Source organism: Trabulsiella odontotermitis, from assembly GCF_001188485.1.
Taxonomy (GTDB): domain Bacteria; phylum Pseudomonadota; class Gammaproteobacteria; order Enterobacterales; family Enterobacteriaceae; genus Trabulsiella; species Trabulsiella odontotermitis_A.
Window position 1 is genome coordinate 31220 of record NZ_JNGH01000062.1, and the last position, 17844, is coordinate 49063.

13 protein-coding genes and 1 pseudogene are annotated in these 17844 nt (G+C 54.2%); 5 read left to right on the forward strand and 9 right to left on the reverse strand.

All coding sequences use genetic code 11. From position 1 onward, the window contains the following. Positions 1–407: 407 nt before the first annotated feature. The 5 genes from GM30_RS05155 to rimO all read left to right on the forward strand — a co-directional run bounded on the left by GM30_RS05155 (position 408) and on the right by rimO (position 8401). Positions 408–2291, forward strand: a complete 1884-nt coding sequence (locus GM30_RS05155; protein WP_049847755.1) for a sigma 54-interacting transcriptional regulator — start codon at positions 408–410, stop codon at positions 2289–2291. Between the two features lie 181 nt (positions 2292–2472). Then, entirely contained in the window at positions 2473–3921 is a 1449-nt protein-coding gene (locus GM30_RS05160; RefSeq protein ID WP_049847756.1) for an MmgE/PrpD family protein, read from the forward strand. Positions 3922–3931: 10 nt separating this feature from the next. Beyond that, positions 3932–5386, forward strand: a complete 1455-nt coding sequence (locus GM30_RS05165) for an anion permease (protein WP_049847757.1) — start codon at positions 3932–3934, stop codon at positions 5384–5386. 86 nt (positions 5387–5472) lie between these two features. Beyond that, the gene (locus GM30_RS05170) at positions 5473–6852 is read left to right on the forward strand and encodes an MmgE/PrpD family protein (RefSeq protein WP_049847758.1); all 1380 of its coding nucleotides are present in this window, start codon (positions 5473–5475) and stop codon (positions 6850–6852) included. A 241-nt stretch (positions 6853–7093) separates the two neighbouring features. Beyond that, positions 7094–8401: a 30S ribosomal protein S12 methylthiotransferase RimO gene (gene rimO, locus GM30_RS05175; RefSeq protein ID WP_049847759.1), complete on the forward strand. Its 1308-nt coding sequence runs from the start codon at positions 7094–7096 to the stop codon at positions 8399–8401. A 52-nt stretch (positions 8402–8453) separates the two neighbouring features. Here the strand turns inward: rimO and GM30_RS05180 are convergent, their stop codons facing one another. The 9 genes and pseudogenes from GM30_RS05180 to gsiC all read right to left on the reverse strand — a co-directional run. Then, positions 8454–9464, reverse strand: coding sequence for an SIS domain-containing protein (locus tag GM30_RS05180; RefSeq protein ID WP_049847760.1), 1011 nt, complete (start codon positions 9462–9464; stop codon positions 8454–8456). 17 nt (positions 9465–9481) lie between these two features. After that, positions 9482–10543 (reverse strand): SIS domain-containing protein, encoded by a 1062-nt coding sequence (locus GM30_RS05185; RefSeq protein ID WP_049847761.1) that lies wholly within the window; start codon positions 10541–10543, stop codon positions 9482–9484. 12 nt (positions 10544–10555) lie between these two features. After that, the gene (locus GM30_RS05190) at positions 10556–11401 is read right to left on the reverse strand and encodes a PTS system mannose/fructose/sorbose family transporter subunit IID (RefSeq protein ID WP_049847762.1); all 846 of its coding nucleotides are present in this window, start codon (positions 11399–11401) and stop codon (positions 10556–10558) included. Next, entirely contained in the window at positions 11382–12158 is a 777-nt protein-coding gene (locus tag GM30_RS05195) for a PTS mannose/fructose/sorbose/N-acetylgalactosamine transporter subunit IIC (protein ID WP_049847763.1), read from the reverse strand. The genes GM30_RS05190 and GM30_RS05195 overlap by 20 nt, the downstream gene beginning before the upstream one ends. Positions 12159–12174: 16 nt before the next feature. Beyond that, on the reverse strand, positions 12175–12645 hold the full coding sequence (locus GM30_RS05200; RefSeq protein WP_049847764.1) for a PTS sugar transporter subunit IIB: 471 nt from the start codon (positions 12643–12645) through the stop codon (positions 12175–12177). A 15-nt stretch (positions 12646–12660) separates the two neighbouring features. Beyond that, positions 12661–13083, reverse strand: coding sequence for a PTS sugar transporter subunit IIA (locus GM30_RS05205; protein ID WP_049847779.1), 423 nt, complete (start codon positions 13081–13083; stop codon positions 12661–12663). Between the two features lie 102 nt (positions 13084–13185). Then, complete coding sequence (locus tag GM30_RS05210; protein ID WP_049847765.1) at positions 13186–15948, reverse strand: sigma-54-dependent transcriptional regulator; 2763 nt, start codon at positions 15946–15948, stop codon at positions 13186–13188. A 125-nt stretch (positions 15949–16073) separates the two neighbouring features. Continuing rightward, positions 16074–16985, reverse strand: coding sequence for a glutathione ABC transporter permease GsiD (gene gsiD / locus GM30_RS05215; RefSeq protein ID WP_049847766.1), 912 nt, complete (start codon positions 16983–16985; stop codon positions 16074–16076). A gap of 1 nt (position 16986) precedes the next feature. After that, positions 16987–17844 (reverse strand): annotated as a pseudogene (gene gsiC / locus GM30_RS25990) (glutathione ABC transporter permease GsiC); the annotation flags it as partial.

The following is a 17844-nucleotide window of genomic DNA, read 5'->3' on the forward strand; positions in this document are numbered from 1 at the left end:
GAGCCAGAATCTGGCTAAAACTCTCAATAAAGATGCAAACCGGAACAGCTATGCGTGATGTGTGCCAACATTGGCAGAATGGAAGAACTCGATGGATAAACGTGACGAGCATCGTAAAAAAAGCGAAAGATAATCCGAGATTAGGCAGGATATCTGTCTGATATTTGAGCAAAGACAAGCATTGATAATGATAAATTATCACTTTGAGAGATCATTACGTTGCCGCGTGGCGAAACCGTTCGAAATTGCGTTTTCAGGAGAGATTGTCTGAAAATATTCAGAATGAAATTATGTTGGCAATATTGTGTTCTCATTACGCCCATACTCCACAGGGAAAAGCGTGTATTTGTTCATGATGTAACATTAATGTATTGATCGATATTTGCTCCCAACACCAGCACTCAACGATGAATAAAATGAAGAAAAAATTATGCGTAATTGGTCTGGCAGAAGTTGTCTGCGATGCAATAGGCGCCAGCCTCCGAACCCTGATTGGTGAATATGCTGACATCCTCTGTTGGTGCCTCGAAAAGAGCATGGATGAGCAAATTCCTACCGACTACGATCTCTACCTCGCGACCTATCCCGGCAGCTATGCGTATGCAAAGAAGATGCTGCCGAATGACTGTCAGATACTCCTGGCTGGTCGCTTTGTGAATCCATCAAATTTCGAGCGTCTGCTTGAACTCCCCAAAAATACCAGCGTGCTGGCCGTCGATAACTCCCTTGAAAGGGCCAATTATCTGATCTGGGAAATTGCGCGCTTTGGCGTTAATCACCTCAATATCTCGCCCTATTATCCGGATTGCCCGGAGCCAGAGAAAATGGCGCAGTCGTTCGCTGTCGGGGCTGGCCGTAAAAGAAATGTTCCTGACTGGATGGAATTTATCAACCTTGGGGTGAAAGAACTCACTATCACCACCTATGCCAGGATACTTCAGATACTCGATATTCCAGAGGAAGTCCTCGATTCCATTGTTCATACCTACATGGATTCGGTTTTCCAGATGGCGCGTCGGAACAATAACACCAGGACTTACCTTCATTCTATTATCAATAATATTGACGAGATCATCTTCGGCATTGATGAGAATGGCGGGCTCTTCTTTAAAAATAATGCGGCTGAAAGCCTTATCGCCAGTCTGGGAAAAACCGATGGCGCGAGTTTGCGTTTTGGCGATATTTTCTCCGAATTAGATCGACCTTTCGCCTGGTACTGCGAAAACTGTGACGAGGAAATTATAACGAAGATTAACGGGTTGCATTACGTTCTGCAGATCAAACCGGTTTCCGAGCCGGTAGGCGGAAATATTGGCACACTCATCATTGTCAAACCCGTTACCCGGGTTCAGGAACTGGAAAATAAAGTCCGTCGAAAACTCAAAGGCACTGGACTGACAGCGAAATATACGTTTGCCAATATCCTGGGGGAGTCACCCGCGATCCGCCAGGCGGTAGACACGGCGCGCCGGTTTGCCGGTACTCCGCTGACGGTGCTCCTTGAGAGCGAGAGTGGTACGGGCAAGGAGCTGTTTGCCCAGTCGATTCACCAGGCATCAGCCTGCGCCAGCGGCCCGTTTGTGGCATTCAACTTCTCTGCTTTGCCGGAAACGCTGGCTGAGAGCGAACTCTTCGGCTACGAAGAAGGTGCGTTTACAGGTGCCCGTCGCGGCGGCAGGAATAAGCAATTTCGCAAAGATCTCTTTTACCGGCTTTGCATGTGCCCGTTATACATTCCCCCTTTGCGTGAACGCACTGGTGATGTGCTATTTCTGATCAGGTATTTTGCAGAAACGCTGCATTCCCGCCATTTGAAATTCGACAGTGCGCTGGAGGATTTTTGCAATACCTATGACTGGCCCGGCAATGTGAGGGAGTTGCAGAATATGGTGACTTACCTGTGCGCCGTGGTTCCGCCGAATAGGGTTTGTACGACGGCCGATTTACCCCGTTATTTCCATTCGGCAAGCCATGCATCACCCGCCGTTGAGGTAAAAGCGCCCCCATTTACCGCGATTTACGAGGAAATGGTTAACAACCATACGCTGGATATTTGCAGGACCCTCCTCGCTATTTTTAATGAAAAGACCAAAGGCCATTCGTTAGGGCGAGAGCATATATTCGATATGCTAAAAGACCATTATCCCGCAATAACTCACCCTGCGCTGCGCAGACACCTCGATACGCTTAAATATCATGGCATGTTGCATTCAGGTTCAACCAAACAGGGAACGGATATCACGCCCGTGGGCCGGGAATTCCTCGCCTGGATTGTGCAATTAAGGAAATAGGCGCGGTTTGTTTGCGACTCAAACAGGTCGATTAGGCTGACCCAATATCCTAATAACCGGCATTTTATTTCGCGATTATTTTCAATTTGTCTTTATATTTCATATGATTAAAAAGATGGCACACTCCTTGCCTGTTTATTATTGCGGAGAATAACTGCACAGACACGGAGATCTTTAAATTATGTCATCTATACAAACAAACCCTTTTGCTACCACTCCGTCAAATACCACCATGACAGAGGATGCAGCAAAATTTATCGAGACCGTTGCTTTTGAGGATATGCCGCCGAATGTGCTGCAGATCGGCACCCGATGCCTTCTTGATGGGCTTGGGCTTTATGTGGCGGGTTCGGATGATGAATGTGTCAACATTCTCGCCAGACTTGCAGAAGAGACCGGCGGGAAAGAGGAAGCCCTTCTGCCAGGCCGTGACGGTGTAAAAGTCCCTGCGCCGGTTGCCGCCCGCGTTATGGGCACCGCAGGCCATGCGCATGACTGGGATGACAGCCAGGTCAGTCACGACCCGGACCATGTGTATGGCCTTCTGACTCACCCAACGATACCGGCACTCACTGGCGCACTGGTCGCCGCACAGCTCCATGGCGGCGTCTCCGGTAAGGAATTCATGCTGGCATTCATGACCGGTTTTGAGGTCGAAACCAAAATCTCGGAATGGATCCTCCCTCAGCTCTACAAGCGTGGATTCCACTCCAGCGGGACGGTTGGAACGTTTGGCGCCTATGCCGCCGCCGCCAAAATATTTCATTTACAAGGCGATGCGTTACGCCGGGGATTTGGTATCGCCGCCAGTCTGGCGGCCGGCATCCGGGTGAATTTCGGCACCATGACCAAACCACTGCATGTTGGTCGGGCATGCGAAAACGGACTCACCGCCGCCATTCTCGCCAGAGCGGGTTATACGGCAGATCCGGCCGCCCTGGATGGCATCTGGGGGTTTTGCGCGGTCTTTGGTGGCGGGGTTGCGCCAGAAAAACTCTCTCAGGGTTTTGGCAAGACCTGGAGCATCGATTACCCGGGCGTCAGTATTAAGCCTTATCCCTGTGGTGTATTAACCCATCCGTCTGCCGATCTGATGGTGAAATTAGTTAAAGAAAACAATATCGACAGCAAAGATATTGCACGCATTACGTTATTTGCGGGTTCGAATATTTTAAATCCGATCCGTTATCCGATTGCCAAAAACGCCCTGCAGGCCAAATTTTCATTACCGGCAATCCTGGCGATGATCGTGATTAATGGCAAAGCAGGTAAAAAAGAATTTACCGACGAATTTGTCAGTAGTGAAGCAATGCAATCCATGCAGCAACGTATTTCCACGCAATTCTCCCCGGAAATAGAAGCTCAGGGATTTGACAAAATGCGTTCGTCGATAGAAATCGAACTTAATGATGGTCGCCTTTATCGGGGCGATGCGGATGAACGTTACCGTGGTGGGCCTGATAACCCGCTCACTGATGGCGAATTAGAAGATAAGGTCGCCAGTTGCGCTGAGGGCGTACTCAGCGTTGCTGAAACCACGCGTTTAATTGAATCCGCATGGAAAATACTGGATTTGCAGGACGCCACATATTTGATGGCTCTTCTACAAAAAAATAATTCCTCACGCTAAGGGGATAGTTATGAAAAGCACACAAAGCAATACCACCGGGGAAGCTTCTGAAAAGAGCTTTTTTGCAAAGTACTGGCCCCATCTTGCCTGGGTGGGTTCCTTCATCATTCTCTGGTTTATTCCCTGCCCGGATGGTGTCGATCCAAAAGCCTGGCAATTATTCGCGATTTTCGTCGCGACCATTGTTGGCTTCATGGCGAAACCTTATCCCATGGCGGTGATTGCACTGTCGGCAATTGCTGCAACCGGGCTGACGAAAACGCTGTCGGTGAATCAGACATTAAGTGGTTTCAGCGATTCCACCATCTGGCTGATTTGTAGCGCGTTCTTCATCTCACGGGCGTTTCTGAAGACGGGGCTCGGAAACCGCATTGCTTATCTCTTTATGAGCATGGCGGGCAAAACACCGCTGGGGCTGGCTTACGCGACAACGCTCACTAACGTGGTGCTCGCGCCGGTCATTCCGTCCAATACCGCGCGCCTCGGCGGGGTGTTATATCCCTTACAACTGGCGATTTCCCTCGCCTACGATAGCGACCCGGCGAAAGGCACCGGTCGCCGTATTGGCTCGTTCCTGATGTCTAACGCATTCCAGGGGAACCTGGTCATTTCAGCCATGTTCCTGACCGCCATGGCGTCCAACCCGCTGATGGTCGGCTTCGCCGGAAGCGCAGGCATTGAGATTAACTGGGGCACCTGGTTCCTGGCGGGCTCACTGCCTGGCGCCCTGTGCCTGATTGTGCTGCCCCTGATCCTGATGGTGGTCTGGCCACCGGAAATTAAAAAGAGCCCGGAAGCGGTGACGATCGCCAAAGAAAAACTGGCGGAAATGGGCAAGCTGTCAAAGCAAGAGTACATCATGCTCGGCGTTTTCATCGGTCTGATTGGCCTCTGGACCATTGGCGATATGTTCTTCAAAGTAAATGCCACGATTGCTGCGCTGGTAGGTCTCGCCGTTCTGCTGGTGACGCGCGTGCTGACCTGGGCCGATCTGGCAGCTGAGAAAGGTGCATGGAATACGCTGATTTGGTTCTCCGCACTGGTGATGATGGCCAACTTCCTCAATAAACTGGGCCTGATCCCCTGGCTGAGTAAGGTGCTGGCGGGTTATGTCGGCGGGATGGACTGGACTGTCGCCTTGATCGTGCTGTGCCTGATTTATGTGTTTGCCCATTACTTCTTCGCCAGTGCCACGGCGCATGTGGCCTCCATGTACCCCGCCTTTTTAGGCGTGATTCTGGCTGTTGGAACGCCGCCGATGCTGGGTGCGCTGGCACTGTGCTTTTGCAGTAATCTGATGGGTGGGATAACCCACTACGGGCTGGGTTCTGGTCCTATCTTCTACGACTCAGGCTATATCCCGCTGCGTCCTTTCTGGCTGCTTGGTCTGTTGTTCTGCATCGTCTTCCTTGCCATCTACCTGGGCATTGGCCCGTTCTGGTGGAGCTTGTTAGGTCTGTATTAACCGTAAGGCCTGGAACGCCTCGCGGAAAACAGACCGCGAGGCAACAGAATCCAGGATGTTTTCAAACACATAAGGAATTCAACAAAATGAATGAATTTCAATCTCCGGATCTCAGTGTCAGTGAACAGTTAGCCAGCAGCCTCACCCGCATTCGCTATGACGATATTCCGGCTAAAACGCGTGAGATTGTCCTCAATGATCTGATCGATTGCTTTGGTCTGATGATCTCCGGACGCCATGCGACCTATGTCCGCCAGTTGATCGACAGTTGCGATCACTACGGTGAATGTACCGTGCCGGGCCAGTCCCGCGCCCTTGATGTTGCCGGTGCCGCGATGGTAAACGGCGCCGCCATTCACGGTGAAGATTTTGATGATACGCTGGAGGGGTCACCTCTTCATGTCGGCTGCTTTACCGTTCCCGCCGTGCTTGCTACGGNACGTTTTGCGCTGAGCGGAAAAGATCTCTTACTGGGGCTGGCGATCGGCATGGAAACCGCCTCCCGAATGAACGCCGTCGCCCCCGGCAAGATCCACGCGCAGGGATTTCACCCGACCGCAGCCATCGGCCCGTTCGGCGCAGCTGCGGGGGTTTCTGCCGCTCTGGGCCTGAGTCCGGCGACAATGGCTGGCGCCTTCGGTATCGCAGGCAGTCTTTCCAGCGGCATCATCGAGTATCTGTCTGAAGGTGCCTGGACCAAGCGTTTGCACCCGGGTTGGGCGGCGCAGGCAGGCTATAAAGCGGTTCGCATGGCGCAGCAGGGGTTTATTGCACCACGTCGCGTATTCGATGGTAAACACAGTTTCTATCATGCGTTTGCGCCCACGGCACAACCCGATTATTCCCATCTCACTGAAGGTATCGGCGAAAGCTGGCGAATCGATAAGTTGACCTTTAAGCCCTTTGCCAGCGGCACCATGACTCACCCTTACATGGATTGCATGATCCAACTGGCTAAAGAGCAGCACGATCCGGACGACATCGTCGATATTCTCTGCGAGACTAGCGATGGCTATGTGCATCGCTTATGGGAACCGCTGGCGAAAAAGCATCAGCCTGCGAACAGCTATGCCGCGAAATTCAGCGTGCCGTGGTGCATGGCGATGGCCTTTTTCGAAGGCGATGCGGGAATGGCGCAGTTCTCGGAAGCGCTGGTTCACGATCCCAAAATCGTCCAGCTGGCGCAGAAAATTCGCTATGTCATCGACCCGAACAATGAATACCCGGAAAACTACACCGGCCACATTAAAGTCACGTTCCGCAACGGGCAGACGCGGGAAATTCGTCAGGGGTTCATGCGCGGTAGCTCACGCGCCCCGCTCTCCCATGATGATTTGATACGTAAATTCCGTGGCAACATCGTTTACGGTGGCTGGTCCCCTGCCATGGGCGAAAGATTACTGGATTTCTTACTCGACATGCCTGCGCATCATGACCTGAGCGGATTACGTGCGTTCCGGCTGTAATGCCCTCTTTTTTAACCCCTACTGTACCACCTGTCCCTCAGACAGGTGGTACATAACACGCGCTACCCGTTGACATGTGCGCCGAGTGGAGTGACCACGCTCCGGTGTCCTCACGGTGAGGCCTGCTCGAAGGCCTCCGGACTGACGCCACCGAGATGGCTGTGGCGTCGGATCCGGTTGTAGCTGTCCACCAGCCGCATCTGTATAATCCCCGCATCCTGAGCAATGTACTGTATAAAAAATGTCAAAGATTGGTTTTATTTCTCTCGGCTGCCCGAAGAACCTGGTGGATTCCGAGCGCATCCTTACCGAGCTGCGTACCGAAGGGTATGAAGTGGTGCCACGCTATGACGATGCCGATATGGTTATCGTCAACACCTGCGGTTTTATCGACAGCGCGGTCCAGGAATCGCTGGAAGCGATCGGCGAAGCGCTGAATGAAAACGGCAAGGTCATCGTTACCGGCTGCCTCGGCGCAAAGGTCGATCAGATCCGTGAAGTGCACCCAAAAGTGCTGGAAATTACCGGTCCGCACAGCTACGAGCAGGTGCTGGAACATGTGCACCATTACGTGCCGAAGCCGCAGCATAACCCGTTCACCAGCCTGGTGCCGGAACAGGGCGTGAAGCTGACGCCGCGTCATTATGCGTATTTAAAAATTTCCGAAGGCTGCAACCATCGCTGCACCTTCTGCATTATTCCGTCGATGCGTGGCGATCTCGACAGCCGCCCGATTGGCGACGTGCTGGCCGAAGCCAAACGCCTCGTTGATGCCGGGGTGAAAGAGCTGCTGGTGATCTCCCAGGATACCTCCGCGTACGGCGTTGACGTAAAACACCGCACCGGTTTCTACAACGGCGAGCCGGTGAAAACCAGTATGGTCAGCCTGTGCGAACAGCTGGCGAAGCTGGGCGTGTGGGTGCGTCTGCATTATGTCTACCCGTATCCGCACGTTGACGACGTGATCCCGCTGATGGCAGAAGGCAAAATCCTGCCGTATCTGGACATCCCGATGCAGCACGCCAGCCCGCGCATCCTCAAGCTGATGAAGCGCCCGGGGGCTGTCGATCGCCAGCTGGCGCGCATCAAGCAGTGGCGTGAAATCTGCCCTGAACTGACGCTGCGTTCAACCTTTATCGTCGGTTTCCCGGGTGAAACCGAAGAGGATTTCCAGATGCTGCTCGACTTCCTGAAAGAGGCACGTCTGGATCGCGTGGGCTGCTTCAAATACAGCCCGGTCGAAGGTGCCACCGCCAACGACCTGCCGGATCAGGTGCCTGAAGAGATCAAAGAAGAGCGCTGGAACCGCTTTATGCAGCTGCAGCAGCAGATTTCTGCCGAACGCCTGCAGGAAAAAGTGGGCCGCGAAATTCTGGTTATTATCGATGAAGTGGATGAAGAAGGCGCGATTGGCCGCAGCATGGCCGACGCCCCGGAAATCGACGGCGCGGTTTATCTGAACGGTGAAACGAAAGTGAAACCGGGCGATGTGGTCCGCGTGAAAATTGAAAACGCCGATGAGTATGACCTGTGGGGTAGCCGGGTTTAATCTTCTGCGAAAGAAAAAGGGGGACACGATGTCCCCCTTTTTTATTTGTGCATTAATACTCGAACTGACGATAGTAGCGACGAATATTTAAATCATGGCCGGTGTAATGCTCGAAATGCGCCGCGAGGCGGTCCACCAGCAGCGTGGAAATAATGCACGGCGCGAGGATCCAGCGGAATTCATCATTAATCCCTTCAAGCGGATAATCACGCGGATCCAGCACCACAAGATGATCAGTGATCTTTTCCGCAAAACGTGCAACGCGTTCGTCCAGCGCCCGGCACTTCCCTTCCCCTTTCACCAGGAACAGCGGCACCTCTTTTTCCAGTAATTCCAGCGTACCGTGGAAAAATTCGGCAGACGACACGGATTTAGTGCGCTTCCACTGCATCTCTTCCAGAATGCACATCGAGAAAAGATACACCTCGCCCCACATTTCCGCGCCGCCAATCCACATCATGTAATCGCTGTTGTGATATTGACGGGCGATGCTGTCCGCCTGCGGATCAAACTGCCTTTTTGCGTTAAGCAAATTTTCCGGCAGCAGTTCCAGCTGACTGGCAAACTGGGCGTACTGCGGAAATTCACCCTGACGATATACCAGGCGGAAGAATAACCAGTACAACAGCATGTACTCATATTCCACGCCATTTTTATGGCGCATCGGAATATGCCAGGTCGCGGCGCTGGCCAGCGGAGAATCGCTATTTTTAGTTATTGCCACCACGCGTATTCCCTGCGCTTTACACCACTGCGCAATTTCCACGGATTCTTTGGTATCGCCTGATTTCGATAACGTAACGACGACCGAATCCTTAGTGAGTTTTTTATGCCCGGTGTGAATTAACTCTGCCGCCTGCTCCAGGTAAACGGGAATGTCGGTTAATTCTTTGGCGAAGGCGTTTATTGCCATCATGGGCGCTAACGAACCCCCAACAGAGGCAAAAAATAAGGCGTTGACGCCCTGCTCAGCAATAGCATCTGCGACCGCTTCCGCCTGTTTACGCGCAGCAACGATCTCACGAGCACTCGTCAGGTACTCGTCCTGATTAAAACCCAACATATTTTTCTCCTGAAGTATTAGATCTTACTTTTTAAGACACGATCGAAATCATCAAAGATGCGAACGGCAAGGTTAATGTCTTTAGCGCAGGCCGTTCGCCAGGCCAGAATTTGCATCGGCACAATCAACAGCAATGGTGAAAAAGAGTGCGTGACCGGGCACTCCAGCGCCAGCGTCTGCGCGTTTTGTGTCGTGCCGGGCGAGACCCTGAACGTCTGATTTACCGCAGGCGTCATATACTCCTGCAGCGCCCGCAACCGCGCGTTGGGTGCGTCCTCGATAAAGACCATCACATGCTGCGCGTTGGCTTCCAGATACGGACCATGCATATAGGCTTCGAGCTCAAAGCCGCTCGACGGCACGCGCACGGTTTCGGTGAACTTGGTCTCAAACTCCTTCGCCACGCCGGTTAACGCGCCATAGCCAATAGCGACAAATCGCGTTCCGTCTCTGAAGGTTTTTTCATGATGGTCAAAAAAAGCCTGCGTACGGGCAATGGCGGTCGGAATGGCGTCGGCAATCTGCTGCAATTCGGCCAGTGAATTCTGCACATCATCGTCGGTGATCTGCTGCTGTGCGCGGGCGATTATCAGCGCGATCAGCAACAGATTAAGCACCGTGGCGCTGAATCCACGGGTGACAAACCCCACTTTTTCGATACCGGTGTTAATGTCGAGCACCGCATCGCAGGCCTCACCAATCGGGCTGTGCGGATCCGAGGTCAGGGCAAACACAGGCAGATTCGCCGCCTGCACTTTTTGCATGGCAATCAGCGTCGAGGCGCTTTTCCCGCTCTGCGAAATCGCCAGCACCAGGTTGGTGCCAGGATCGATTGTCTCGTAATGCACAAAGTTATAAGGCTCTTTGATATCCACCCGTATCCCGAAACGGTGTTCAAAAAAGTGCTGTGCGCACATCGCGGCGTTCAGCGACGAGCCTGTTGCCAGGATCAACAGACGGCGAACCGGGCGCTGGCGTACATAATCAGCCAGCGGCGCCAGGTGCTGTTGATACTCCCGCAGGATTTTCGCAAGCGCTGCGGGCTCTTCTTCGATATAGGTCATCATTGTGGGTAACATCGTCATCTCCTGTTAAAACAACCCAATCCACGAGCCCAGAATGCCCACCAGCGCCATACCGCCGATAATGCTGAGTGGTTTTACTTTGCGCCCGAGCAGCCAGTAAACAATGCCGAAACTCACCAGCGGCAGCAGGCACGGCATAATGTCGTTGAGGATGTCCTGCACGTTGGTTTTCGCCTCGCCGGTGCCGAAGGCTATCGGGATGGTGATATCAATCATCGATGCCGCCATCGCCCCAACTACCATCAGGCCGATGATCGATGCGCCATAGGTGACGTTCTCCATCATGCCGCTGCGCTGAATACGCTGCAGCACCCCCGTCCCGAGGACATAACCCCAGCGGGTGAAGAACCAGCGCACCAGCAGATGCGGCACGTTGAATACCAGCAGGAACAGGATGGGGCCAAGAATGTTGCCCTTCAGCGCCAGGCTGGTGCCGATACCGGTGGCAATCAGGCGCAGCGTCCCCCAGAAAAAGGAGTCGCCCAGCCCCGCCAGCGGTCCCATCAGCGACGCTTTGACGTTCTCTATCGCGCCGTCGTCCATCGCTTTTTGCTGGCTGTTTTTCTCTTCCATCGCCGTGGTGATCCCCAGCAACAGGGTCACAATGTGCGGTGTGGTGTTGAAAAAGACCAGGTGGCGTTTCAACGCGTTTTTCAGATCCTCTTTCTGCGGATAAAGCTTTTTGAGCACCGGGATCAGTGCATAGACAAACGCCAGGTTCATTTGCCGTTCATAGTTCCAGGAAAACTCCATCTGGAACGAGCGCCAGAAAACACGGCGCAAATCACGGGCGTTAATCTGCTGCTCACTCTGTTCCTGCGGCAGGCATTCTTCAGAAATCTTCGTCGTCATCGCTGACTCCTTGACTGGTTTGGGCCCGGGGAGAGGCAAATGTGGAGACGTTGACCATCACAACGGCGACGATGGCGCCGAGAATGGCAATGCCGGTCACCGGGATTTTCAGATACGCCATCAGCACGAAGCCGAGGAAGAAATACGGCGCCACTTTTTTGTTGATCAGCAAACGAGCGAGCATGGCAAAGCCCAGCGCCGGAATAATGCCCGTCGCCACGCTTAACCCGTGCTTAATAAATTCCGGGATCGCGTCCAGCAGCGCTTTTACGGCGTTGCTGCCAATCAGAAACGAGATGGTGACCACCGCCGCCAGCATCAGCGACAGGCCAAACCCGGCAATAAGATGCATGCGCTCAATACCACGCGTGTCGGCCTGTTCGGCGTAACCATCCGCCTTCTGGCTCAGCATCGGAATGAACATGCCCAGATAGACGTTTTTCAGCACCAGCGTCAGCGTGGCGATAGGCAACCCGAGCAGCAGCGCGGTTTCGGTTCCCGCCCCTGACGTGATAGCAAACGCCACCCCTAACACCCCGCCGGTGACGACATCGGGGGGAATAGACGCGCCAACGGAAAATGAACCGATGAAAGCCAGTTCCAGCGTCGCGCCCATAATGATGCCGGTTTCGACATCGCCCAGAACCAGCCCGGTGAGTAATCCGGTGACGATAGGCCGGGAAATAAGCGAGGTGCCGAGGGCATATTCTGACTGGGCGATAAACGCCACCAGCCCAAGTAAAAGTGCCTCTACCATAGTGAGTCCTCAGGAATTACACGCATTCCGTGAATAACTGTTTGCGATCGTTGGGTACCTGGCGAATTTCAACTTCCACGCCCTTCCCAACCAGCTGGGTTAATTTTTCTATTTCATCCGGCAGGAGATTAATGGCTTTGGAAATATTAACGCTGCCCTCCTTCATCTTAATTCCGCCAAGATTGATGCTTTTTATTTCGTCCACCGCGCTGGCTAAACGCCAGGCGTCCTCAACCGATTCCACAACGATAAAAAGGTGATATTTATCGGTCACGCCGCTTTTAATCGCTTCGATGGAATCGTCGATATTTTTAATCACCAGTTTTACCGATGGCGGTTTCGCCAGCTTGATGGTCGTTTTGCGCAGTTCATCATTCGGCACGCTGTCGTTCGCAATAAGAATGCAATCTGCGTCGACATACTGCGTCCAGGAAAAGGCAACCTGGCCATGGAGCAATCGGTGGTCAACCCGCATTAAGGCAATCATCATTTTTCCTCATTATCAGAAATCTTTATCCGCCTGTAAGGCAGTGGCGAGGGTTTGATTACAGTACTGAATACTCTCTTTGGAACTGATCAGCGCATCGTGAATTAATTTTCCGGTATTCTGTTCTTCTGCAGAAATCAGCAAATCAATTACCAGCGGCAAATTCAGACCGGAAAGTAAATGAAACTGTGGCCGTTGCAAAAAGCGCACAAACTCGTTATTCACGCTACCGGCGAAAATATCGGTAATCGCAATGACAACATCCTCTTCAGGCAATGAGGCCATTAATTCCTCCACCTGAACGGTCAAATCGGTATTTTCATTCACATAGGCGCATAGCGTGTAAATATCCGGCTGCCTGCCGAGAATCAGCTCAACCGAATTGAGTACCCCTTGGGCGAAAGTGCCATGGCTGGCAAAAATATAGTGTCGTTTCATCCTGTCCTCGAAAAACTCAATCCACCACACGGAATTTTGCAAGCCGCGTGCCAGAGTAAAGTGGCGATCGTTTCGCCAGGGCAGGATGAAACGTATGAAGGGTTAAAACTCTTGATCTTGCTGAATAAATTCCGTCTCCAGCGTTAAGACATCGTGAATGTAATACAGCTCCACCACCGGGATTTTGACACTATAGCTACTCTCAATGACACTAAAGGCCTGCCGCAGCAGCGTCAGCTCACTCTCCGGACACTGCTGACCGCTGTAGGTGCCCGGCGACGCATTGCGAATCAGCCGCTCAATCAGACAGCTGATGTGAACGTACAGCGCCACCTTACGATCGTTCGGCACCTGACACCCGGCCAGATGCTCATAACGGAACACAAACTGCTCCACCTGATTAATCACTTTGCCGGTATCGAGAATAGTGACCGATTCAATCACCCGCCGCAGGGAGAAGTTTTTCAGCAGCAGATTGTTGATTTCATTGACCTGATCCGTGGAGGCGATAGTGCCGAAAATGCGCATCAGCTGCCCACTACCGCCACCGGCAATCAACGAATCGAGCGATATCCACGGTACGGCGGGCACTCGCGGGTCGAGCGTGCCGACCACGGCCAGCACCTCGTAACGGTTGAAAATCAGCTGTCGCTCCTGGCTGTCGCTGAGCATGTGATAATCACAAGCAATAATATCGACGCCGAGGGTTTCCGGGATGCTGGCTTTCAGCAGCGTGCAGAGGTTGGTCGCCGCGCCCATGCCCGTCACGCAGGTGGTGAGGATCACCCGTGGTTTATTGGCCTGCGGCCAGAACAGCTGATGTTCGACAGGCAGATCGGTGCTGACGTCGCGGGCGATATCTTCAATCAGATGGCCCTGTAAAATCCGTTCGCCAACGTACAGCGCCATGCTGGTCGAAACGTTATTGATGATGGCGACTGGCGTGGCGACACGGCGCTGGAAATAGCTGTGGATGGCGTTCAGCGAGCCCATATCCACGAGGATCATCAGCCCCGAGGAGAGCGCATTGCTCTCGATATAGTTCACCACCTGCTGCGCAATCGCCTCCGGCGTGACGTCCAGCGGCATATCAAACGACTCAAATACCGGGTTCTTCAGCAGCCGGTTGGCCACGTTAGCGATGCTGCTGGCGGTGGCAAACCCATGCGCCAGGATCACCGCCCGGCTGACGTGCGTCTGGCTGACCGCGCCGGATTTATGCAGCCATAGCACCAGCAGCAGCGCGTCGATACGCTGCGGTTCGATGTCGAGTTTTTGCGTCAGCGCGGCGATCACCGCCTGGCAAAAGCGGTACAGTAGCGGCGTTTTCTGCGCCAGATAATCATCCAGCAGACGAATACGTTCATGGCTTAACGCCGAATGCGAGCCATGAGAACGGTGCACCAGATAGTGGCTGAGCGCATAGATGCAGTTACCGTTAAACTGAATGTTGAACTGCTTTTCCAGCCGATAAAACGCTTCCCGCACCTGCTGGGTAGTCAGCAACAGCATCGGAGAATCCGTCGTGTCGCGTTTTTCAAAAATGAGCCGGTCGAAAAGCGTTTCGATCTCTTCGCCCATCAATTTCAGGACGTCCTCCCAGCGCAATTCCCCGGCATTGAACTGCTCAAACAGCGCCAGCACCTGACACTGAGTATCGTGAATGATCCCCTGAACCGGGTTGCGCGAGCGCAGCAGCCAGACGAGGCTGGTGTTCGGATCCACCGTCAGCCGCTCCTCGTTGGGCAGCGGCTCTGCGGAAACTGGCAGCGCCACGGCGACTTTCTCGGGCAGATCCTGAATGCCGACGGTCAGATTTCCACTGCCACGCTGTTTCGCCCACGCCGCGGCGACGGCATATTTCACCACGTTTTTTAGCTCGCCAACGTTGCCACGGTAATGGTAGTGATTCAGCACCTGCAACAGACGCGGCGTCAGCGACAACTGCACCGCCAGTGTTTTCGCCTCCAGCCAGAAGAAGAGCAAAATCAGCGCCTCTTTTTCCTGCCGTGAGCGACTCTGGAGATCCGGCAGCGTTACCAGAATGGGAATACGGCGCAGAAACGTCGTCAGAAACGTACTGTGCAGCTCTTCGGTGGTGGCGAAAATCAGTCGCGTGGACACCGGGTGCCCCTGCGAGGTTTCACCCACGCGATAAATCTCTTTGCGATCCAGCCAGGTAAACAGCTTTTCCTGCCCTTCGGCATTCAGGCGGTGGACTTCATCGAGGAATAACATGCCGCCATCGGCGGCTTCGAAGGCGCCCTGCTTATCCGTCTGCGCGCCGGTAAACGCCCCTTTCACGTAACCGAACAGGTTAGCGGCCAGCAGTTCCGGGTTGCTGGCATACTGGGCGCAGTTAAAGCTGATGAACGGCGCATCGTCCGCCAGCAGTCCCTGCGAGATGGCGAATTGATGCATTAGATCGGCGACGTAACTTTTGCCGGTGCCGCTGTCGCCGGTGATCAACAACGGCAGCCCGCCGTCGGGGTAGAACAGTGCGCTTTTAAGCTGCTCAATCGGTTTTTTCAGGCTGCCGTCGTGACCGATCAACAGGGAAAAATGGTCAGGCGCTTCGGTCTGCAGCCCGTCGTCCGCCAGCAGTTGCGCCACGCTGTCATATTCGTTACGCGACAGATCGAAAAACTGCTGACAAAAGCTCTCTTTATGCAGGAAATAAACGGGACGGGTAGTAATTTTCACCAGTACGCCCTGCGCGACCAGCTGGTTGAGGTAGTGGCTGGCGGTATTGCGTTTTAAGGCGAAGCGCTGCGCCAGATAGCGGGCGGTGAAAACGTCGCTCAGATTTTGAGGATCAAAAAAATCCGTCTGGTTTGCCAGAAAAGTCAGTAATTCGTTACGCATCGCTTCCCCCGGAGCTGGACAACGTAAGAATATGATGCCCGTAAACCGGCCGCGTGAGGGAACCCAACGGTACTTTTGTGGAGGGGCGCACAGAACGTTCAGGCGCGGCAGCACCGCGCCTGATATCAGCCTTTTATCTTCGGATCCAGCGCATCGCGCAGTCCGTCGCCCAGCAGGTTAAAGGCCAGCACGGTGAGGAAAATGGCTATCGCCGGGAAAATTGCCACGTGCGGGGCAATCACCATGTCCGCGCGCGCTTCGTTGAGCATAGCGCCCCACTCCGGCGTCGGCGGCTGTGCGCCCAGGCCGAGGAACGAGAGACTGGCGGCAGAGATGATCGACACGCCGATACGCATGGTAAAAAACACCACAATCGACGACACGGTGCCCGGCAGAATATGGCGGAACAGAATGGTGCGGTCGCTGGCGCCAATGCTGCGCGCAGACTCAATAAACGTCTGCTGTTTGAGCACCAGTGTGTTGCCGCGCACCAGACGGGCAAACGCCGGGATCGAGAAGATAGCCACAGCGATAATCACGTTCGCCATTCCGCTGCCCATCACCGCCACCACCGCAATCGCCAGCAGAATGCCCGGGAAAGCAAACAGCACGTCGCAGATGCGCATGATGATGCGGTCCCACCAGCCTTCGTAATACCCGGCCAGTAGCCCCAGCACAATGCCCAGCACCGCGCCAATCAGCACCGCAAACACCCCGGCGGCCAGCGAGATCCGCGCGCCAAGCAGCACCCGGCTGAAGATATCACGGCCAAGGGAATCGACGCCAAACCAGTGGATCATTGACGGCCCTTCGTTCAGCCGGTCGTAATCAAAGTAATTTTCGGCATCGAACGGCGCTATCCACGGTGCCGCCACCGCCACCACGATCAACAACACCACAAACAGCCCGGCCGCCAGCGCGATGGGCTGATGACGAAATCGTCGCCAGAACTCGAGCCACGGCGTGCGTACCTGCCCGGGTTTGACCGTCGGCATGGCGTCTGATACGGCCTGTCGTCGCCAGTTTAACAATCTCACCTTATTTGTACCTGATCGCCGGGTTAATGGCTGCGTAGAGCACATCCACCACTAAGTTGATAAGAATAAATTCCAGGGAAAACAGCAGCACCTCAGCCTGAATGACCGGATAGTCGCGCATTTCGACGGAATCCACCAGCAAACGCCCCAGCCCCGGCCAGTTAAAGACTTTCTCCACCACGATAGAGCCGCCAAGCAGAAAGCCAAACTGCAGGCCCATCATGGTCACCACCGGGATCATGGCGTTACGCAGGCCGTGTTTGAGCACCACCAGCGTTTCGCTCACCCCTTTCGCCCGCGCGGTGCGCATGTAGTCTTCGTTGAGCACATCGACGAACGAGGCGCGGGTAAAGCGCGCCATCACCGAGGCCACCGCCGCACCCAGCGTAATGGAGGGCAGAATATAGTGCCGCCAGCTGTCCGCGCCAACGGTGGGCAGCCAGCCCAGTTCAACGGAGAAAATCTGCATCAGCAGCATGCCCAGCGCAAACGCCGGGAAGGAAATACCGGTCACCGCCAGCGCCATGCCGAGCCGATCCGGCCAGCGATTGCGCCATACCGCCGCCGCGATACCCATCGCCATGCCGAAGATCACCGCCCAGATCATACTGGCGATGGTCAGCCACAGCGTGGGCAAAAAGCGGCTGGCAATCTCTTCCGATACCGGACGACGGGAAACCATCGAGGTGCCGAAATCGCCCTGCAGCACGTTGCCGATGTAATCCAGAAACTGAATATGCAGCGGCTGATCGAGCCCCAGTTGTTGCCGCACCAGCGCGATCACCTCCGCATCCGCCTCGGGGCCGGCGATTAACCGCGCCGGGTCGCCGGGCAGCAGGTGAACGAACAGGAACACCAG